The sequence below is a fragment of the Lacinutrix sp. YIN62 genome (assembly GCF_057219185.1).
Genome location: NZ_JBXVVH010000020.1, coordinates 1 through 20,795, shown reverse-complemented (window position 1 = coordinate 20,795; position 20,795 = coordinate 1). Strand labels below are relative to the sequence as shown.

The window sequence follows — 20,795 nt, the reverse complement described above, 5'->3', positions numbered from 1 at the left end:
TACATGGGGAGTACGGGGATTATTTTAACCTTAGCATATCCAGATACCATAGTGTATGTTGCTGAAGAATGGTATTCACCATTGTTACGATTTGTTGGTGTTGGAAAGAAGGGCTATGTAAGAGCAGGGCATGCTGCATTAGTGCTTATTAACAAGCAAACAGGTGTTTTAGAGTATTATGATTTTGGACGGTATATTACACCAAAGCCTAATGGCAGGGTTAGGGGTAAGGATACCGATAATGAGTTGGATTTTGATTTAAAAGCCGAGATTGTTGATGGTGAGGTTAAAAATCTTGATGTTATCTATAAGTTTATGGCTACTCATCCCGAGCTAACTCATGGTAAGGGAGATTTGGTTGCCTCTATATGTGATGTTGTCGATTATAATAAGGCTAAATCATATATTAAAATGATGCAAGATAGGGCTTTTGTTTACTATGCAGCTTTTAAGAAAGAAGCGTGTAATTGTGCGCGTTTTGTTACAGATGTTTTGATCGCTTCAGTTGAAAATGAAGCTATGAGAAAGAAATTGAAAGGTTCTAAATGGTTTACACCAAGCACAATTGGTAACGTCTTGTTGTCCAACACAGGAAAGAAGGTTTATAAAATTTCTGAAATGGGTGAGATTTCAGTGTTTAAAGGCTCACAACAAAGCGAAAATTTACGTTGTTTTTTAGATCGTTTAAAAGATTATAAACCTAATATTGTTGGTTCGTTAGCTCCTAAAAAAGTGAGCGGTTTGAGTGATAATGCACAATGGTTGTCAGGCATTGGTTCTGGGGCATGGTTCGAGTTGCAAGATGCGAAAACAGAAGGCGAGTATAATTATAAGCGAGTATCGCCTTATGGCAATGTGGATGTGAATGATGTGTTTTTGGTTGAAGACAAGGCTTTCGATTTAAATAAAGCCTATCAGTTTCTGCACAACTCAAATTGTAGTTTTTTCTCTGTAATGCAAAATGAAAAAATATATCGGTTTTATAGAAAGTATACTAATTAATAGCAAAAGGAGCACTTAATTTAAATATCGGTATTGCGACATTAAAAGTTTTAGAGGTGGAGAGATTTACCATGGTATAGTGTCCTTGCATGGCTCCAAATGGAGACGTAAGTAAGCAGCCAGAATTGTAAGTGTGAGATGCTCCAGGGTTTAAAACAGGCTTTTTTCCTATAACTCCTTCCCCTGTTACGGTCTCAGTTGTATTAAGAGCATCGAGTATAGTCCAATGTCTAAGATTGAGTTGAACGGCATCTTTACTTTGGTTTTCGATGCTGACTTTGTAGCCAAAGGCAAAGTGAATCTTATAATTTTTATAAAAAGTCCCTTCAAAATTAGTTTCTACCGAAATTTTTATACCCTTTGTAACTTGTTGAACCATTTATAATTAAAGTTGATTTTGATGCAAAAATAATAAATATTATATTAAAAATAATAATAATGGTTTAGCTGTGTCGTCTCGCTCAATAATACGGCAAAAATCAATTTGTGGTGTTTATAGAATTAGCTTCACCGAGTCCAATTATTCTATCATAACGCGCACCAAGATCTCTATAGTATACAATAACTTTATAATTGTTTTCGGTTTGGTAGAAGTTGCCTCCAATCACATTTTCGTCTATAGTGCCATTATTATCAACAACAATATATTTGTAGTTGTAGAACCCTTGTTTTAAAATAAGTGGAAGTTCGTAGGCTTTTTGGTCGTCATAGTAAACCATTTTTGTGGTATCGTCTATGGCGTAGTTATTAAAATTTCCATAGACATGAACCGATTTGTTTTTTGGTAATTTCTCTAACAAGAGCGAAAAATGAACTTTTGTGTAATCTGCTTCAATGCTCGGGTTATTAGTGTCCAGAGCTGTTATTAAAAAATTCCCATTGATGTCTGGGTTGTAGGTGTAAGGTAAGTTTGCTCTTGAAATATTTCGATATAAATAATGGTTGTATAAGTCTTTTAGTTCTATAAATTGTACGCCAGTATTTGCGCTTCTTAAATCTTTATTTTCAAAATAAAAGAATTCGTTACCAGCATAAAAACTAGAGGCTTTTGTGTAACGGTATTCTAATGAGTTGCCTAAAATATATTGGGGTTTCAAATCTGTAATAGCTGTATTTAAATTGTTATTTTGAACTAATACTGTTTTTATAGATTCTTTGGGATTGTTAAATCTTAATATCGAGGAGTTTATGGTGAAATCTACCGTTTGTTTTTCTTTTATTAAGGAAACATCACGTGAACGTTTTATAGATACACCAACATGCGCGATGTCTTCATAAATCATAAATTTTCGCGTAAATTCAATTTCGTCATCCTCATTATATATCGTAATTAAATAATTTCCAGATTTTTTGAATCCTTTGGTTTGTTGGTTAGGGATGCTTAATCTGTAGTGTGAATATATTTGATGTGTATTAAAAGAATTTTCATACGTTCTAATGCGTTGTTCGTTAAAACCTATTAGGTATTCTGTTTCCAATAAATTAGAAGGTGTCCAATCAAAATTGTAATGCTTAATTTCATAGTAATAGTCATCTTCATTGCCGTTTAAAACATCAAACTCTAAAATAAAACGACTGCCGAGTTTTATTATAGGCAGCTGGTTTTCTAATGTGTTCCCTCTTAAAGTAATGGTTTTAAGGTAATCTTGAGGTTGTATCTCTTCAACTTGAGCCCAAAAAGGAGTGCTGCTAAAAAAGAGGGTAATTATAAGGGTGAATTTAAATTTCATTTTGTAATTTTAGTATTAGGTAAATATAAACAAATTCTATGCCTAATCGGTTTTTCTTATTTAGAATAGATATAAATAAATAAGGAGGGATATTTAGACTTAAAATTTGCATTATAAATTCGTATTTTTGCACCGATTTTTGACTCTCAAAAAATCAAATCACTAAACTATTAACAAATAGATTTATACGTATGTCAAACGACATTAAGATTAAGAAAGGTCTAGACATAAAGTTAAAAGGTGCGGCAGAACTCGTAACAGAGAATGCTATTGTAAGCAACTTTTATACGGTTAGACCAGAAGACTTTCACAGTGTAATTCCTAAATTATCGGTAAAAGTTGGAGAAAAAGTTAAGGCTGGACAAGCTTTGTTTTTTAATAAATCCAACGAAGATGTAAAATTTGCTTCACCAGTATCTGGGGAAGTTATCGAAATTGCACGTGGTGAAAAACGTAAAATATTAGCAATAAAACTTCAAGCAGACAAAACACAATCTTATCAAGATTTTGGCGCTTTAAATGTAGATTCGGCGAAAGCAGAGGATATTAAAGCAAAATTATTGACCTCTGGTTGTTGGGCATTTGTAAAACAGCGTCCTTACGATGTTATTGCAAATCCCGATGTTGCTCCAAAAGCAATTTTTGTTTCCGCTTATGCTAGCGCCCCTTTAGCAGCAGATTTAGATTATACGCTACAAGGTAAAGAGGCCGAGTTACAAGCTGCAGTTACGGCTTTGGGTAAATTAACAGAAGGTGAATTTCACGTTAGTGTCGGGAAGCAAGGAAAGTCGCCTTTGGCGGGTTTGACAGGAATAACCCTGCATAAAGTTTCTGGACCACACCCTTCTGGTAACGTGGGCACGCAAATCAATAAAATAGATCCTATTAACAAAGGGGAAGTCGTTTGGACTATAAATGCACAAGACCTCGTTATTATTGGGGAGTTATTGTTAACAGGTAAATTTAACGCTCAACGTATCGTTGCATTGGCTGGTTCTTCAGTAACAGAGCCAAGATATTTCAAAACCGTAATCGGGAGTGAAATAGCAACTATGGTTTATGATAAAGGCGTAGATAAAAACGGAAACGATCGTATTATTTCAGGAAACGTATTGACAGGGACACAAGTGAAACCTGATGGTAGTTTGGACTATTACAGTAATGTGATTTCTGTAATTCCAGAAGGAGACGATTATGAGTTTTTTGGATGGAATAAGCCTATATTTAATAAAATATCGACGTCAAGAGCGCTAACTTTTTCTTGGTTAACACCAAAAAAAGAATTTGCTTTAAATACCAATACAAATGGGGAACATCGTGCTTTTGTAACGACAGGAACTTATGAAGAAGTGTTTCCGTTAGATATTTTTCCAATGCAAATTTTAAAAGCTTGTAAATATCAAGATTTAGACGAAATGGAAGCTTTAGGAATGTATGAAGTTGCACCAGAAGATTTCGCCTTGACAGAATTTGTTTGTGTGTCTAAGCAACCACATCAAGATATTATTAGAAAAGGTTTAGACTTAATGCTTAAAGAAATAGGATAATGGGTTTAAAAAGTAATTTACATAATTTAAAGGAAAAGTATAAAGGAACCAAAATGGCCCCTGCATTTAATGCAATCCATACGTTTTTATACTTGCCAAATGAGACAACTCATAATGGAACGCATATAAAAGCGGCCGATGATTTAAAGCGAACAATGAACATTGTTATTATGGCATTGATTCCTTGTTTGATTTTTGGAATGTTTAATGCTGGATACCAACATTACGCCGCAATAGATGTTGCCGCAGGTATTACCCGAGAAGTATCCTTGTTAGGGAATTTTCTAACGTGGGATAACTTTGTAATGGGCGCATGGACAGTATTACCATTGGTTATTGTTTCCTACGTTGTTGGTCTAGCTGTAGAATTTGTATTCGCAGTAATTAAAGGACATGAAGTAGAAGAAGGGTATTTGGTAACGGGGATGCTTGTGCCATTAATCGTACCAATTGATACACCATTATGGATGGTAGCAGTGGCTGTTGTTTTTGGTGTAGTGATTGGGAAAGAAGTCTTTGGAGGAACGGGAATGAATATTCTTAATCCTGCATTAACGATTCGTGCCTTTTTATTCTTTGCTTATCCAACCTGGATGTCTGGCGATAAAGTATGGGTGCATGGTGCTGTAGAAGCAACAGGAACACCCGATGCGATTTCTGGTGAAACCGTTTTAGGTAGTTTGGCACAAAATAATAGTGTGGTTTACGATGCTTGGGATATGTTTTATGGTTTTATTCCTGGATCTATAGGAGAAACATCTACATTGCTTATACTATTAGGGGGATTGTTTTTAGTTTTTGCTAAAATCGGAAGTTGGAGAATTATGGTGTCTTCTGTATTAGGCGCCATAACTATGGGATTAATATTTAACGGCGTTGTAGATGCTGGGATTATTACCGAATCAAGTAAGTTCTATGGGTTAATGAGTACAGCCTTTTGGATGCATTTACTAATAGGAGGTTTTGCCTTTGGAACAGTCTATATGGCAACCGACCCAGTAACAGCTTCTCAAACGAATAAAGGCAAATGGATTTATGGATTTTTAATTGGTTTTATATCTATAATGATTCGTGTGTTTAACCCTGCTTATCCAGAAGGCGTTATGCTAGCAATTTTATTAATGAATGTGTTTGCACCAACAATTGACCATTATGTGGTTCAAGGAAATGTAAAAAGAAGAATGAAACGTTTAAAAGCTAAAGTTGCATAACGATGGAAAATAAAACAGATAAAAATTCATATACAATACTATTTGCAGTAGGAATGGTATTAATCGTGGGGACCTTGTTAGCGTTTACAGCATCATTTCTTGAACCAGCAATTACAGAAAATAAACGTTTAGAGAAGCAACAAAATATTTTGTATGCTATGGGCGTTAACGATAATGATGAAAGTAGTGCTACTTTTATTTCTACAGATAAAGCACCAGAAGCGTTTTTAAAATATATTACTAAGCAATTAGTTATAGAAGGAGATAATGTTACCGAAGATGAAGAAGCTTACCTTATCGATGTTAAGAAAGAACAAACAAAGGCGAAAAATGGAGAAACAAGACGCTTACCATTATTTGTTGGCGTAAAAGACGGCAAAACATTTTACGTTGCACCTATTAGAGGAAAAGGCCTTTGGGATGCTATCTGGGGATATGTTGCCTTAGATGAAAATATGGTTGTTCAAGGGGCTTATTTTGACCACAAGGGCGAAACGCCTGGATTAGGAGCCAATATTAAACAACGCTTCTTTATGGACGACTTTATTGGGGAACATTTAATGTCTAATGGTACTTTTAAAGGAATTACAGTCGCTAAAGGAAATAACGACCCTAAGAATATAGATAAAACAGATAATGAGGTAGATGCTATTGCAGGAGCAACCATTACAGGTGATGGTGTTACAGCAATGATAAAAAGCGATTTAAAACTATATTTACCTTACTTTCAAAAATTAAAAAAATAAGATATGGGACTTTTATCAAAAAAAGACGCAGGTTTAATTTTAGATCCTTTAGCCGATAATAACCCAATTACAATTCAGGTATTGGGAATCTGTTCTGCTTTAGCAATTACAGCAGAGTTAAAAGCATCTATTGTAATGGCCGTTTCAGTACTATTTGTATTGGGAATTGGAAATGTTGTAATATCACTAATGCGTAATATTATTCCTTCAAAAATTAGAATTATAGTACAGTTAATTGTAGTTGCTGCTTTAGTAATTATTGTAGATTTAGTACTTAAGGCTTTTGCTTATGAGTTAAGTAAAACACTTTCGGTATTTGTAGGTTTAATTATTACAAACTGTATTATTATGGGGCGTTTTGAAGCCTTCGCTTTAGGAAACGGACCGTGGAGATCATTCTTAGATGGTATAGGAAATGCTTTAGGTTACGGACTAATATTAATATTAGTTGGTTTCTTTAGAGAATTATTAGGATCTGGTACTTTATTAGGATATCCTGTTTTAGGGAATTCTATTCCTGGAGAATTGTCAGGCTTATATGCATACGGTTATGAAAATAATGGATTCATGTTACTGTCTCCAATGGCATTAATTGTAGTTGGAATCATTATTTGGGTACAGCGTAGTAGAAATAAAGCATTAATAGAAGACTAAATAATAGTATGCGATTAGTGTTGGCCTATTATAATGAGCACACATTATCAAATACTAAATACGAAAATATATGGAATATTTAGAATTATTTTTTAAATCAATATTTATAGATAATATGGTGTTCGCTACATTCTTAGGAATGTGTTCATACCTAGCAGTATCTAAAAAAGTATCTACAGCTGTAGGGTTAGGAGCGGCAGTAATTTTCGTACTGGCTATCACAGTACCGTTAAACTGGTTGTTAGACCAGTATCTTTTACAACCAGGGGCTTTACAATGGTTAGGTGAAGAATATGCAGATTACGATTTAAGCTTTTTATCCTTTATTATGTTTATTGCTACCATTGCAACAATGGTGCAATTGGTAGAAATAGTAGTAGAAAAGTTTTCACCGTCATTATATAACTCTTTGGGTATTTTCTTACCATTAATTGCTGTTAACTGTGCCATCTTAGGTGGGTCTTTATTTATGCAATCTCGCGAAATCCCATCTTTTGGAGAAGCAGCAGTGTATGGTATAGGATCAGGAATAGGATGGTTCTTAGCTATTTTAGCTATCGCAGCTATTCGTGAGAAAATTAGATATTCTAATGTGCCAGCTCCATTAAGAGGTTTAGGAATAACATTTATTATTACAGGACTTATGGCAATTGGGTTTATGAGTTTTGGAGGAATGTTAACTGGTGGTGATGAAGACACTAAAAAAGAAGATAAGACCGTTAAAGTTGAGACTTCTAAAAAGGACAAGAAGTTAGCTAATAACACTAAAATTACAGAGTAACATGATCATTTTAGCAGCAGGAACAACAGGAACTATAGTCGCAACTGTAGCAGCGTTTTTATTAATAACACTTGTACTAGTCGGTTTATTATTATTTGTAAAACAAAAATTATCACCATCTGGACCAGTAAAAATATTAATAAATGGCGAAAGAGAAATAGAAGTGGCTTCAGGAGGAACGCTATTATCTACTTTAGGGACAAATAAAATATTTTTACCATCAGCTTGTGGTGGTGGTGGCACATGTATTCAATGTGAATGTCATGTACTGTCTGGTGGTGGCGAAGCTTTGCCTACAGAAACGCCTCACTTTTCAAGAAAAGAGTTAAAACATGGAGCACGTTTATCTTGTCAAGTTAAGGTAAAGCAAGACATGGAGATTACCATTCCAGAAGAAGTATTTGGTATTAAGAAGTGGGAAGCTACCGTAGTTTCAAACTATAATGTGGCAACTTTTATTAAAGAATTTGTAGTGGAGATCCCAGAAGATATGGACTACAAAGCTGGAGGGTATATACAAATTGAAATTCCAGAATGCGAAATAAAATATTCAGACATGGATATTTCAGCACACCCAGAAGATCACCCAGGGGAACCAGAAAAATTTGAAGCAGATTGGGATAAGTTTAACTTACGCCCTTTAGTCATGAAAAACGACGAGCTTGTAGAGCGTGCTTATTCTATGGCTTCTTATCCAGCTGAAGGTAGAAAAATAATGCTTAACGTACGTGTTGCAACACCGCCTTTCGATAGAGATAAAGGAGGATGGATGGATGTTAATCCAGGAGTTGCATCGTCTTATATTTTTAACCAAAAAGAAGGCGACAAAGTTACCATTTCAGGCCCTTACGGAGAGTTCTTTATTAATGAGTCTGAAGCAGAAATGCTTTATGTTGGTGGAGGTGCAGGAATGGCTCCAATGCGATCTCACTTATACGAATTGTTTAGAACACTTAAAACAAACCGTAAAGTAACCTATTGGTATGGTGGACGATCTAAAGCAGAATTGTTTTATATCCATTATTTTAGAGCTTTAGAAAAAGATTTTCCAAACTTTAAATTCTATATCGCTTTATCCGATCCTACCGAAGCAGATAATTGGAAAGTTAAAAAGGATGTTGATGATCAAGAAGGCGATGGTTTCGTAGGATTTATACATCAAGTGGTAATAGACCAATACTTATCTAAACATGAAACTCCAGAAGATATTGAATTATATTTCTGTGGACCACCATTAATGAATAATGCAGTTCAGAAAATGGGAGAAGACTTTGGTTTAGACGAAGAAAACATACGTTTTGATGATTTTGGAGGATAAATAAAACCGAAATCAATTCTCTATTGATAACAAATAAAAGCCGCTTAAAAATAATTTTAAGCGGCTTTTTTGGTTATACTATCACATGTCGTGTATAATTTAAGAGAAAGCAGATGAAAAAAATAATAATGCTTATTGGTATTTTTATTGCCATTTACATGTTTAAGGACTCTATAATAGAAACCGAATCTAAAGATGTAAGCTTAATAGTTAAAACGAAAGACTTAAACAGCGATAGTTTAACCATTAAATCTAGAGTAAATGTTCCTAAAGGCTTTAAGAGAGTCCCTTATCCTAACGGTTCCTTTCAAGAGTATTTACGCGATTATAAGTTAAAACCCTATGGAAGCAAAATTATAAACTATGATGGGAGCGAATATTATTGGCAAGATGGTCATATAGGAGTGCTAGAGATACCAGTTCCCAAAAACGGGTTACAGCAATGTGCAGATGCTTTAATACGAATTAGGAGTGAGTATCTTTGGGAAAAAAATAGAAAAGATGAAATCCGCTTTAATTTTACTAGCGGGCACCAATGCTCTTGGCTACAATATGCAGAAGGTTACAGGCCAAAAGTAAAAGGAAACCAAGTGACATTTCATAAAACGGCTTTAAAATCGCACTCTAAAGATACTTTTTATAAGTATTTAAACATAATCTATATGTATTCGGGGACCTTATCTTTATACAATGAGTTACCAAGAGTTACTACAATAGAAGCCTTAAAAATTGGCGACATGCTTATTAAAGGCGGAACACCTGGGCATATTGTAATGATCGCAGACGAGATTATAAACCAGGCTGGTGAAAAACAGTTTTTACTCATTCAAGGTAATACACCCGCGCAAAGCGTGCACCTAGTAAAAAATTTGGATGACCCTACGAATTCACCATGGTACACACTCAAATTAAATTCAAGATTAAATGTTTCTAATTATACCTTCATGAATTCAAAATATGTAAGCTTTAATTGATCGGTGTTTTACAGATAAATAGATTTAAAATATAAGTGATTATTGTATTTTTGTTTTATGAGTAAAGCACTATCACCACAAGAACTGCACAACTTAGCGATGAATCATGTTGGCAAGGATTTAGAAAAGCGAGGTTTTGAGTTTATAGCCATAAATAGTAAATTAAAAAAGCATCCGCAGTTTGTATGTATAGATGCTAATAAACAGTATTTTTTTGTCATTGTCAAGGCGGTTATGCTACCAGAAAATGCTAATAATTATGACGTAATTTGGATGGAGTCTTTTAAAGAACACGCTAGGACCAATAATGCTAAAGTACTATATGCTGGCGTTGGCTTAGGGAATCCAAACGGAGAATCTCTTCCTATCTATTTAGATGAAGCGTATTTAATCGAGTATAATGGCATCCAATTAATAGAAACTAACCTAAATTAAATGAAAAATATAGTTTTACTACTTACGCTTGTTATTGTTTTTAACTCTTGTAATACCTCACCTCAATTAGTCAAGGTCACTGGACCTGTTTTCGGTACCCGTTTTAATATACAATATTTTGATGTCAAAGGCGAAAACTATAAAATGCAATTTGATAGCCTGTTTAATGTTTTAAATCTATCGATGTCAAATTATCAAGACAATTCTGATATTTCTAGACTAAATAAAAATGAAGATGTTACCGTCGATCATCATTTTAAAACTGTTTTTACAGGAGCAAGAACTATATATAGAGAAACAGAGGGCGTTTTAGATCCCACCATAGGAAAACTGGTTAATGCTTGGGATTTTGGATCCGAAAAACAGAGTCAAGTCTTAGATCGTATCAAAATAGATAGCCTAATGCAATTCGTAGGATTTAATCGAGTTGGGTTGGTAGAGAATACCGTTAAAAAGGCCGATGGCATTTTTATAGATTTTAATGCAATTGCAAAAGGCTATGGGGTAGATGTTATTGCTTCATTTTTAGAATCTAAAGGCGTAGAAAACTACCTTGTAGAGGTTGGAGGAGAGCTACGAGCCAAAGGATATAATTTAAGCAAAGATAAAGGTTGGATTGTTGGAATTGAGAATCCTAATTTTGATGGATCACAAAGCTATTCGGAAACCATTACTTTAGATGATCAAGCTCTGGCAACTTCAGGAACGTATAGGAAATTTAAAGTGGACGAAAATGGGAATAAATATGCACATATTATAAATACAAAAACAGGATATCCTGCAAAAACTAATATTCTTGGAGTGTCAGTTTTAGCCAATAACTGTATGATGGCCGATGGTTATGCTACAGCTTTTCAGGCTATGGGAATACCAAAAGTAAAAACGTTTATGATAAAACACCCCGAATTAAAAGCCTATTTAATTTTTGAAAATGATAAAAAAGAATTAGAAACACTAGTTTTAAACGACTTTCCTTTGCAGTAATAAGCTATGGTGACTATTAATTTATAATAATCGGGAGCTTATAAAGATGCTTATGCAACAATTGAAACAGCTAAAACTTTTGAATCTACTCAAGATTGTAACATAGGAGAAGGAGGAACGATAGATCAACATTAATATATACACTAAAAAAATGAGTAAAAACCTAATTTACCTATTCACACTAATTACTTTCCTGCTTAATTGTTCAGTGAAAAAAGAAGCAATTCAAAAAAAGACTCAATTTAAAACAGCTATAATATCAGATTCGCTTTCAAATAATTGGTATAGTGTGGATAATACTAAGGATTCTATAGCAGGTGTAAGTTTAAAAAAAGTTTTTACTCATTTTAAAGAACCTAATATTTTAAAGCCTATAATAATTGCTGTTATCGATACAGAATTAGACATAAACCATACGTCTCTAGCAAACAATATATGGGTAAATAAACAAGAAATTCCCAATAATAATATTGATGACGATAATAATGGTTATATAGACGATATTAATGGCTGGAATTTTTTAGGAAATTCCAAAGGTGAAAATATAACAGAGGCTAATAAAGAATACGTTAGAATTTATAGACATTATATTAATAAAGATACAACTAAGTTAAATAGTAAAGAGGCCGTTGAATATCATGAAATTAAGAAAGAATATTTAGACACGAGAAAAAAATTAAAGGCAAATTTTAAGCGTGTTCACAAGTATTATGTGAAATATGTTGGTGCTAAAAAAGCTTTAAAAGAATATTTTCCGAATTATAACTACTCTTATGAGGTTTTAAATAAAATAGATACCGTTGGAAATGGCTTGAAAAAGCATGTCGATATGATAAGCTTATTGCTTAAATATAAAGATACAGATGAAAATTTCACTCGAAATTATAACAATAGAGTTGCTAAAATAGAAAAAAGAGGGAATGTAGATTTTAACGAGCGCGAGATCTTAGATGAAGATGAAAATGACATTACCGATATAGGTTATGGAAATGGAAATGTCTCTGGAAATTTAGATATTTATAAACATGCTACTGAAGTTGCAGGCGTAATAAAAGAAGATTTTATAAAGCTCATGCCTTTAGCAATTGCACCCTATGGCGATACGCATGATAAAGACATTGCATTAGCCATTCGTTATGCTGTAGACAATGGCGCAAAAATAATTAATATGAGTTTTGGTAAAGCGTATTCGTTACATCAAAAATGGGTTTCTAAAGCGATGCAATATGCAGAAGCACATAATGTATTAATTGTAAGTTCTGCAGGAAATGCTTCGTTAAATTTAGATAAAATAATGACCTACCCAAACGATTATGAAGAAGATTACAAGGAAGTTTTCGATAATTTTTTAATGATTGGAGGCTCTACTATGCATGCTAATGAAAACTTATATGACATATATTCTAATTACGGTAAACAAACGGTAGATATTTTTGCGCCTAGTGAAGAAATTTATACAACCTACCCTAATAATAAGTTTGGTTATGACAGTGGCACTTCTTTAGCAGCAGCATTAACCTCTAAGGTGGCCGCTCTAATATTTTCGCATTACCCTAATCTTACTGCAAGTGAGGTAAAACACATTATAATGGACAGTGGAGTAGAGTATAGCTTTCCTGTAAAAACGCCTACAAACGAAAATAAAGATAAAATGACACCGTTTAACGAGTTATCAAAATCAGGTAAAGTAGTAAATGCTTATAATGCCTTAATTATGGCAGCACGTATTCACAATACAAAAAAGAAATCCTAAATTGAAGCCGTATACTGTGTATTTTTAATTCGTTTATTTCTGGCAAACAGGAATAATTTCGCCTTTAGCCAAGCAATAGCGTTCTACCAGTTCTGCAGAGATATTGTTTGTATAATCTACAGCATCAACAGTAAAGCCTATACTTTTAAGTTTCTTAAAGTAATCGCGCCCATAAATGCGAACATGATCATATTGGCCAAAAATTTCAGCACGCTTTTTCTTATCCGTTATAGAATCATCTTCAAATGTTTCTTCTCGGTTTAGATCTTGAGGGATTTGAAAAATACCTATGCCGCCAACCTTTAATACACGATATAATTCGTGCATCGCTTTAGTATCGTTAGGAATATGTTCTAGAACATGATTGCATAGAATAAAATCAAAACTATTATCGGCGAAGGGTAAATCACAGATATCTGCTTTTACATCTGCTAGTGGCGATACTAAATCGGTTGTTGTATACTCTAAATGTTTTAAACCTTTAAATCTTTTAAAAAAAGCTTGCTCTGGCGCAAAATGCAACACTTTTTTCTTTGCCGAAAAAAAGTCAGTTTCATTTTTTAAATACAACCATAATAATCTGTGGCGTTCTAAAGACAAGGTTGATGGCGATAAAACATTATTGCGTTGATTGCCATAGCCATAGGGTAAAAAAGATTTGAAGCTTTTACCATCAATAGGATCTGTAAACCGATCCCCCTTTAAAGCGAAAGCTAAAATAGGACGTGCGATATAACTTAACCTTATTAATAGTGGCCTAGGTATGGTATTTAATATGAGTTTAAAAATTTTTTTCAAGGGGACTACCAATTTAAAAAAGCATTAAATTTATTTGAAGTAAGTAGCTTACATATTAAAATAACATTCGCGTATGGTCAATGTTGAATTTTAAATAAGACTCCAATACATGTGAAAATGAAACCAAGAATAATAAATACTAATAGGTGCTTTATTTTCATTATAGTACCAATGCCTTCTGCCTAAAGCTATTTTCTTCATCGCTTGTAATGCCTAAGGCATCATATATATAAGCAAAAGTCGACAGTAACTCTGGCTTACCATCTACTAAAGCAACATCATGTTCAAAATGCGCACTAGGTTTACCGTCTAAGGTAGTTATAGTCCAACCGTCTTTGTGTTGTTTTATGCGCTGTGTGCCCATATTTATCATAGGCTCTATCGCTACAACCATTCCTTCTATAAATTTTTTGCCACGCCCGCGTTTTCCATAATTCGGCATTTCAGGATCTTCATGCATAACACGGCCTAAACCATGACCTACCAATTCCCTAACCACACCATAACCATGATCTTCACAATATTTTTGTATGGCATAACCAACATCACCAACGCGATTCCCTTTTTTTAACTCTTTAATGCCTACATACAAGGATTCTTTTGTGACTTGTAGTAATTTTTGAGTTTCAGGATCGATCTCTCCAACAGGAAAGGTATAAGCGTGATCTCCATAAAACCCGTGTTTTATAGCGCCGCAATCTATGGAAATAATATCGCCTTCTTGTAATGGTTTATTATTAGGAATACCATGAACAATTTGAGAGTTAGGACTCATACATAAAGTATTTGGGAAATCGTAAAGGCCCAAAAAACCAGGCGTTGCTCCTTGATCACGAATACAATCTTCGGCGATTTTGTCTAACTCTAGAGTACTTACTCCTGGCTTAACAGCTTTAGCTACTTCCCCTAATGTTTTAGAAACTACCAATGCAGCTTCTCGCATTAACTCTATCTCTTCTCTTGTTTTTGCAATAATCATAAGTTCTGTTTAAAAACGGAAAAATCCTTTTTTCTTTTTTTCTTTTGCCATTGGTGGCGTTTGCTGTGTTAGCATTTGATAAATTTCACCCCAGCCTAAAACACCACCAATATTTCTATCGTCAATAAATAAATCGGCATGAATTTTACGACTGGCATTTTCTAGTGTTGTTTCTTCTGGGAAACTTCTATTTACAGCATAAAACTCTATACCATTGGTCTTACAAAAATGCACCGCTTCATCTAATTTACTACCGTGTCGGTATGTCCATAGTATTAAACGGTGTCCATCTGCTTGAAGTCTTTTTAAAGTTTCGAAAGCAAATAACCGAGGCGCTCCAATGGCAGGGTAACCATCTTCAACAATGGTACCATCAAAGTCTATTGCTATAATAAGGCCTTTAGAAATATTCATTTAAATGATAAATTGAATGCAAAAATACAATATTTATAGATATGTTATTTAGTAAGCTGCTCTGGTTTCTTTTAGAAACGCAATTATAAAATTTTAAATTAAACTAAAGCTGTTTGCGTCATTACTTTTGGTTTTTCAATACCCATTAGCTTTAGAATAGTAGGAGCTAAATCGCCTAGAATACCATCCTTAATCTCTTTCAAATCGGGGTCTATTAATATTAAAGGAACAGGATTTGTTGTGTGTGCGGTATGCGGTGAGCCATCTGGATTAATCATAGTTTCGCAATTACCATGATCTGCAATTAACAATGTTGTATAATTATTATCTAATGCTGTGGTTACCACTTTTTTTACACAGCGGTCTACTACCTCACAGGCTTTTATAGCTGCTTCCATGGAACCTGTATGTCCAACCATATCACCATTGGCAAAGTTTAAGCAAACAAAATCGGTTAAGCCTTTTTGTAATTCTGGAACGAGAGCTTCTGTAAGTTCAAACGCACTCATTTCAGGTTTAAGATCGTAAGTCGCTACTTTTGGAGAATTTTTTAAAATTCTAGACTCCCCAAAAAAAGCATCCTCTCTCCCCCCAGAAAAGAAAAAAGTAACATGAGGATACTTTTCTGTTTCCGCAATTCTAATCTGTGTTTTATTGTTTTTTTCTAGGACTTCTCCCAAAGTTTCAGTGATGTTATCTTTATTAAAAACAATATGAATGTTTTTAAAAGTATCATCATAATTTGTCATTGTAACATAATGTAGCTTTAACGGCTTCATGTCGTACTCAGGAAAATTATTCTGAGAAAGTACATTGGTTAACTCACGCCCACGGTCTGTTCTAAAATTGAAGAAAATAACAACATCATCATCTTTAAGGGTGGTCAAAGGACTGCCTTTTGAGTTCGTCTTTATAATTGGTTTAATAAATTCGTCAGTAATATTAGAATCGTAGTTTTGTTGTATGCTTTCTATAAGGTTTAAAGACGAAGTCCCTTTACCATAAACTAAGGCATCGTAAGCTAATTTTATACGCTCCCATCTATTATCGCGATCCATTGCATAATATCGGCCGGTAATGGAAGCAATTTCTGTGTTTTTGTTTCTAATATGATTTTCTAACGCTTCAATAAACGCTTTCCCAGATTTAGGAGATACATCACGGCCATCTGTAAAAGCATGAATGTACGCATTAGAAACACCCGAATCTTCGGCTGCATCAACTAAAGCTTTGAGATGATTAATATGAGAATGTACTCCTCCATCACTAACTAAACCTAAAAAATGAACTGATTTATCGTTTGTTTTGGCATAATTAAAAGCTTCAGCTAGCACCTGTGCATCTGCTAGCGTATTGTTTTTTACGGCAAGGTTAATTTTGGCCAAATCTTGGTATACAATACGGCCAGCACCTAAATTCATATGGCCAACTTCGCTATTACCCATTTGCCCTTCTGGTAAACCAACATGTTCACCATCTGTTCTTAATTGCGCATGCGGGTAATTTGAGTATAAACTATCAATATATGGCGTTTCTGCATTATCTATGGCAGATACTTTGGGATCTGGAGATTTTCCCCAACCATCCAGTATCATAAGAATAACTTTTTTATTCATTTTAAAATAATGTTTTTAAACATTCAAAGATAAAAGTTTATAACCCTTTTAGGATAATTATTTAACTTAAAAATAGAAGAAAAAACATTAGTCAAAAACTCTTTTTAAATTTCAATAGAATAAGTTCGAAGCACTTTAACGGTTTGTTTTATAGTGTTTTTTTGTTTCTTTTTGTTAAGGAAATGTTATTTTGAAGTATTCATGTAACAATAAATAAACGAAGGCGTCTTTATGGTATAATCAAAAAACAATCATAAATTAAAACACTTTCATCATGAAAAAAACAATCATCATTACCGTAATAGGCATAATCTTTTCTATGGCAAGTTTAAATGCAAGCCCCAAAGACGAAACTATTATGCTAAAGAATAATTATGAACTAAAGCCAACATACAATGTAAGTGCTTTTTGTGTGGCCGTAGTAAAAGGGGATTTAGCAACCGTTAAAAAGCTCATTGAATTAGGAGAAGACGTAAACAAAAAATCATTAGGAATGACGCCTGCTATGTATGCTGCAAAGTACAATAGAGTAGCGGTTTTAAAATTGTTAATAGATAAAGGGGCAAATTTAAAAACAAGGTCCAATAGTCGTAAAACAGCAATGCAATATGCAAAAGCTACAAATGCAAAAGACGCATATGCCCTTTTGGAAGCAACACTAAAAAAAGGAAAGTCATAGTCCTTTAACATTTTACTAAAAAAGGAGGTTTTGTAATTATTGTAAAACTTCCTTTTGTTCTTATAAAGCTTATAAAAATTAATTAGACGAGTATAATACGAACCTTAAAAACGATAAATAAGATTAGTTTTATAAAAGATCGGGGTTAATATCTAAAATGTTTTTAGAAATATAATCGTTTATAAATTCTTCAGAAAAAGAATGACTCCCGCCAATATTTTCTTTTTTAAGTAGCGCTCTTATATCCAGAGTCTTGTATTGTTTTAAAAAGGCTTGAGAAAGCGGTTTGTAACTATAATGCCAAGGTTCATATTTAAAACCTTGTCTATCTTTAAGGTCTGTATAAGCTAAATAAAATCCGTACTTAGCAGCATTATTTTCTAGCCATTCTTTTAGTTTACAAAACGGCCCATCATTATCGAAGTTATCGGTTTCTAAAAGACTTTTGGGTTGTTTTACATTGCGATCAATAATATCTATATCTGTGCCCCAATGGTGTCTAGAGGTGCCTGGAATAGTAGAATATTCAATAATTTTAGCAATGGCCTTTTTTTCAGAAAGCCCTTGGGCTCTATAACGTTTAAATTTACGTTCCCAAATACGTTTTTGATGATCGAAATTACGATAACTAGAAACCACAACGATATTAATACCTTCTTTTAAAGCTGCTGCTTTTAACTTTAAAAAAGCGAAATAAGCGTCTTGCCGTAACTTATAGCCATTACCATACAACTCAGGATTCCCTTTACCTATAAGCTCATTAATGGGGAGGTCGTTTTGAGAAAAGGCTAATTGTGGTGTTGCGCATAATAGCCATCCAAAAATAATTAAAAGACGCCAGAAAGTATATTGTTTCATTACAGTTAAATTTATATAGCTTTATGCATCACAAAATGTGTTCCAACGTTAGGAATCTCAAACGATTCGCCTATAACAATATAATTATTGCTTTTGTAAAACGGAACCGCTAATACTCTAGCATTAAACCAAATGTTCTGAACGCCTTTACTTTGTAAAATAGTCTCACCTTCTTTTAATAAGCGATCACCATAACCTTTGCCTTGCATGTTTTTTAAAATAGCCATACCTCTTAATTGGTATTGATTTTCAAAATTAAATAACAAATGTACTTGTTTTAAAAATGTAGCAACGCCTACTAGGTTGTTGTTTACATATAAACCTAAATGTATGGTAGTACTTAAATCGTCTCCTTTAAAAGCACAATCTGTAATAGGGCGCCCCTCACGTAAAACAGGGTGACGTACAGTGTAAGTTTCTTTAGCGGTTATTGGTTTAATTATAACTTGAGGAGATTCAATTTTGTATAGGTTTGAAGGCATTTCATCGTGATAATCTTGTTGAACAAAATGAAATCCACATTTTAAGAGAACTCTATGCGATGCTTTATTATTAATGTGTGCATGGGCAAATATAGTATCGAGTTTTAGGATTTTAAACCCATAGCGAATAGCGGCTTTTACGCTTTCTGTAGCATAACCATTGTTCCAAAACCTTTTGTAAAAACGATATCCTATTTCAACATAGGCGTCTTTCGTATTTTTTTTAGAATGGAATTTTAGGCCGCACCACCCTATAAAGGTATTGTCGTTTTTTAAACACACGGCCCAACGTCCCATATTATACAAATCATACTGATTGTAGTTTAAAAGAAATTCAAGAGCTTTTGATTCCGAGAGGAATGAAGTGTCTTTAGTATATTTTATAACAGCTTTATCTTGATTCATTTGATAGAAATGAATAGCATCTTCTGGGGAGAATTCCCTTAAATAGAGTCTTTGACTTTGTGTTATGATTTTCATATAAGGCAGATAATATACATCAAAATTAATTAAATTTACCGAAAAGAAATAAAGATGTCCTTTACATTTAAAATTATTGATAAATCTGAAATTAATTCAGTAATTCCACTGGTTCAAAAGCTAACCAATAACGCAAACTCTAATGAGGTATTGAAAGAGCGCTTTGCAGAAATGATAACACAAAACTATGAATGTGCTGGCATTTATGATGAAGATAAACTAATTGGAGTCTCGGGAATGTGGTTTCAAACGCGCCATTATTCAGGGAAGATGATGGAAGTAGATCATGTATATATCGAAGCAGAATATCAAGGCAAGGGCTTAGGAAAACAATTTTTTAAATGGTTATATGAATATGCTAAGGGTAAAGGATGTCATGTTTCCGAATTGAATACTTATGTGCAAAATTACCCTTCTCATAAGTTTTATTACAATGAAGGTTATGAAATTTATGGGTATCATTTTTATAAAACACTTTAAAGCTAAAATAATATAACGCTTTTTAATGTTGAAAATCAATGAGTTATTTTTGTTTACTAAAAAATGTTTAATTTTTATTCAAAAAATGTTTTGGTAATTGAGATTAATGCTTAAATTTGCAACCGGAAATGCGAGAGTAGCTCAGTTGGTAGAGCGTCAGCCTTCCAAGCTGAATGTCGCCGGTTCGAACCCGGTCTCTCGCTCAAAAAGCTTTATCTTTTTAGATGAAGCTTTTTTTTATGTCTTATTTTAAAAGTTATAAGAAATAGAAGTTTTAGAGATTAAAACCCAGCAATACCATTAGTCCTTAAAATATTGTTTCAATAAAAAAGAACATTAGGTCTTCTCAAAATGCTAAACAGGTATATTAAAACAGTAAACCAGCTACGAGATGTTGACTCAATAAAACAAATCGCAATAACAATAAAATAGTAACCATAGCATGAGCAGAGATTAAGCTCTGTAATAAGAGTTCGACTAGAATAAAGGGATTATTATACCTATAACCTATAGCAATTAAAATAATCTAAAATCTCTCAATAGCGTAATACTAAAAAAAAAGCGTATTAAAATCTCATCACCCAAATTAATATAAAAAGAGAAAGGTCCTTCTATAAAATAAAGAGTAAAAGGTCTAAAACAAAGCCCTAAAAACACCAAAACATAACAAAAAGCCAATAAGATCAAAACCTTTATAAAAATAAAGCTCTGTAAACACTTTAAAACAAAGCAATTAAATAAAAAGCAAATAACTCCTAATAAAAAGAATAAAAAAAGCTTGCAGGAGCGCTAAGAGGATGTATATTTGCAGCCGCTTAGCACGTATGCCACAAGGCAAAAGAGTAAAAGCGACGTTCAGAAACAAGGCTAAAAA

Annotated in this window: 21 protein-coding genes and 1 tRNA gene; 14 read left to right on the top strand and 8 right to left on the bottom strand. The window is 33.5% G+C overall.

From position 1 onward, the window contains the following. The first annotated feature begins 3 nt into the window (after positions 1-3). Entirely contained in the window at positions 4-1,002 is a 999-nt protein-coding gene (locus AC2D8I_RS13005; protein ID WP_484706453.1) for a DUF6695 family protein, read from the top strand. On the opposite strand, the gene apaG is transcribed toward AC2D8I_RS13005, so the two are convergent. Both apaG and AC2D8I_RS12995 read right to left on the bottom strand, forming a co-directional pair. Continuing rightward, a complete protein-coding gene (gene apaG / locus AC2D8I_RS13000) occupies positions 995-1,381 on the bottom strand; it encodes a Co2+/Mg2+ efflux protein ApaG (RefSeq protein WP_484706452.1) in 387 nt (128 codons plus the stop codon). The genes AC2D8I_RS13005 and apaG overlap by 8 nt on opposite strands. Positions 1,382-1,481: 100 nt before the next feature. Continuing rightward, a complete protein-coding gene (locus tag AC2D8I_RS12995) occupies positions 1,482-2,732 on the bottom strand; it encodes a type IX secretion system plug protein (RefSeq protein ID WP_484706451.1) in 1,251 nt (416 codons plus the stop codon). A 191-nt stretch (positions 2,733-2,923) separates the two neighbouring features. On the opposite strand from AC2D8I_RS12995, the gene AC2D8I_RS12990 reads away from it, so the two are divergent. From AC2D8I_RS12990 to AC2D8I_RS12945, 10 genes are all read left to right on the top strand, one after another. Further along, entirely contained in the window at positions 2,924-4,279 is a 1,356-nt protein-coding gene (locus AC2D8I_RS12990; protein ID WP_484706450.1) for a Na(+)-translocating NADH-quinone reductase subunit A, read from the top strand. Next, positions 4,279-5,490 carry an NADH:ubiquinone reductase (Na(+)-transporting) subunit B gene (locus AC2D8I_RS12985; protein WP_484706449.1) on the top strand — a complete coding sequence of 404 codons (1,212 nt, stop codon included), beginning with the start codon at positions 4,279-4,281 and terminating at the stop codon, positions 5,488-5,490. Before AC2D8I_RS12990 ends, AC2D8I_RS12985 begins: the two co-directional genes overlap by 1 nt. A gap of 2 nt (positions 5,491-5,492) precedes the next feature. After that, complete coding sequence (locus tag AC2D8I_RS12980) at positions 5,493-6,236, top strand: Na(+)-translocating NADH-quinone reductase subunit C (protein WP_484706448.1); 744 nt, start codon at positions 5,493-5,495, stop codon at positions 6,234-6,236. 3 nt (positions 6,237-6,239) lie between these two features. Beyond that, entirely contained in the window at positions 6,240-6,890 is a 651-nt protein-coding gene (locus AC2D8I_RS12975; protein WP_484706447.1) for an NADH:ubiquinone reductase (Na(+)-transporting) subunit D, read from the top strand. A gap of 70 nt (positions 6,891-6,960) precedes the next feature. After that, the gene (gene nqrE, locus AC2D8I_RS12970) at positions 6,961-7,671 is read left to right on the top strand and encodes an NADH:ubiquinone reductase (Na(+)-transporting) subunit E (RefSeq protein WP_484706446.1); all 711 of its coding nucleotides are present in this window, start codon (positions 6,961-6,963) and stop codon (positions 7,669-7,671) included. Between the two features lie 4 nt (positions 7,672-7,675). Next, positions 7,676-8,989 (top strand): NADH:ubiquinone reductase (Na(+)-transporting) subunit F, encoded by a 1,314-nt coding sequence (gene nqrF / locus AC2D8I_RS12965; protein WP_484706492.1) that lies wholly within the window; start codon positions 7,676-7,678, stop codon positions 8,987-8,989. A 113-nt stretch (positions 8,990-9,102) separates the two neighbouring features. Beyond that, positions 9,103-9,963 carry a DUF4846 domain-containing protein gene (locus AC2D8I_RS12960; RefSeq protein ID WP_484706445.1) on the top strand — a complete coding sequence of 287 codons (861 nt, stop codon included), beginning with the start codon at positions 9,103-9,105 and terminating at the stop codon, positions 9,961-9,963. Between the two features lie 57 nt (positions 9,964-10,020). After that, the gene (locus tag AC2D8I_RS12955) at positions 10,021-10,398 is read left to right on the top strand and encodes a Na(+)-translocating NADH-quinone reductase subunit F (protein WP_484706444.1); all 378 of its coding nucleotides are present in this window, start codon (positions 10,021-10,023) and stop codon (positions 10,396-10,398) included. Then, positions 10,399-11,382, top strand: coding sequence for an FAD:protein FMN transferase (locus AC2D8I_RS12950; protein ID WP_484706443.1), 984 nt, complete (start codon positions 10,399-10,401; stop codon positions 11,380-11,382). It begins immediately after the preceding gene. A gap of 151 nt (positions 11,383-11,533) precedes the next feature. Beyond that, positions 11,534-13,135 carry a S8 family serine peptidase gene (locus tag AC2D8I_RS12945; protein ID WP_484706442.1) on the top strand — a complete coding sequence of 534 codons (1,602 nt, stop codon included), beginning with the start codon at positions 11,534-11,536 and terminating at the stop codon, positions 13,133-13,135. Between the two features lie 33 nt (positions 13,136-13,168). Here AC2D8I_RS12945 and AC2D8I_RS12940 read toward each other — a convergent pair whose 3' ends face one another. The 4 genes from AC2D8I_RS12940 to gpmI form a co-directional block, all read right to left on the bottom strand. Continuing rightward, a complete protein-coding gene (locus AC2D8I_RS12940; RefSeq protein ID WP_484706441.1) occupies positions 13,169-13,933 on the bottom strand; it encodes a class I SAM-dependent methyltransferase in 765 nt (254 codons plus the stop codon). A 160-nt stretch (positions 13,934-14,093) separates the two neighbouring features. Further along, positions 14,094-14,912 carry a type I methionyl aminopeptidase gene (gene map, locus AC2D8I_RS12935; protein ID WP_484706440.1) on the bottom strand — a complete coding sequence of 273 codons (819 nt, stop codon included), beginning with the start codon at positions 14,910-14,912 and terminating at the stop codon, positions 14,094-14,096. A 9-nt stretch (positions 14,913-14,921) separates the two neighbouring features. Further along, positions 14,922-15,326: a BT0820 family HAD-type phosphatase gene (locus tag AC2D8I_RS12930; protein ID WP_484706439.1), complete on the bottom strand. Its 405-nt coding sequence runs from the start codon at positions 15,324-15,326 to the stop codon at positions 14,922-14,924. A 98-nt stretch (positions 15,327-15,424) separates the two neighbouring features. Beyond that, entirely contained in the window at positions 15,425-16,942 is a 1,518-nt protein-coding gene (gpmI, locus tag AC2D8I_RS12925) for a 2,3-bisphosphoglycerate-independent phosphoglycerate mutase (protein ID WP_484706438.1), read from the bottom strand. A gap of 274 nt (positions 16,943-17,216) precedes the next feature. Here gpmI and AC2D8I_RS12920 point away from each other — a divergent pair, with 274 nt between their 5' ends. Further along, positions 17,217-17,621, top strand: coding sequence for an ankyrin repeat domain-containing protein (locus AC2D8I_RS12920; protein WP_484706437.1), 405 nt, complete (start codon positions 17,217-17,219; stop codon positions 17,619-17,621). Between the two features lie 129 nt (positions 17,622-17,750). Here AC2D8I_RS12920 and AC2D8I_RS12915 read toward each other — a convergent pair whose 3' ends face one another. Beyond that, positions 17,751-18,479, bottom strand: coding sequence for a M15 family metallopeptidase (locus tag AC2D8I_RS12915; RefSeq protein ID WP_484706436.1), 729 nt, complete (start codon positions 18,477-18,479; stop codon positions 17,751-17,753). 11 nt (positions 18,480-18,490) lie between these two features. Next, a complete protein-coding gene (locus tag AC2D8I_RS12910) occupies positions 18,491-19,441 on the bottom strand; it encodes a GNAT family N-acetyltransferase (RefSeq protein WP_484706435.1) in 951 nt (316 codons plus the stop codon). A gap of 54 nt (positions 19,442-19,495) precedes the next feature. Here AC2D8I_RS12910 and AC2D8I_RS12905 point away from each other — a divergent pair, with 54 nt between their 5' ends. Then, positions 19,496-19,921 (top strand): GNAT family N-acetyltransferase, encoded by a 426-nt coding sequence (locus AC2D8I_RS12905; RefSeq protein ID WP_484706434.1) that lies wholly within the window; start codon positions 19,496-19,498, stop codon positions 19,919-19,921. Between the two features lie 130 nt (positions 19,922-20,051). Continuing rightward, positions 20,052-20,124, top strand: a tRNA-Gly gene (locus AC2D8I_RS12900). Positions 20,125-20,795 lie beyond the last annotated feature (671 nt).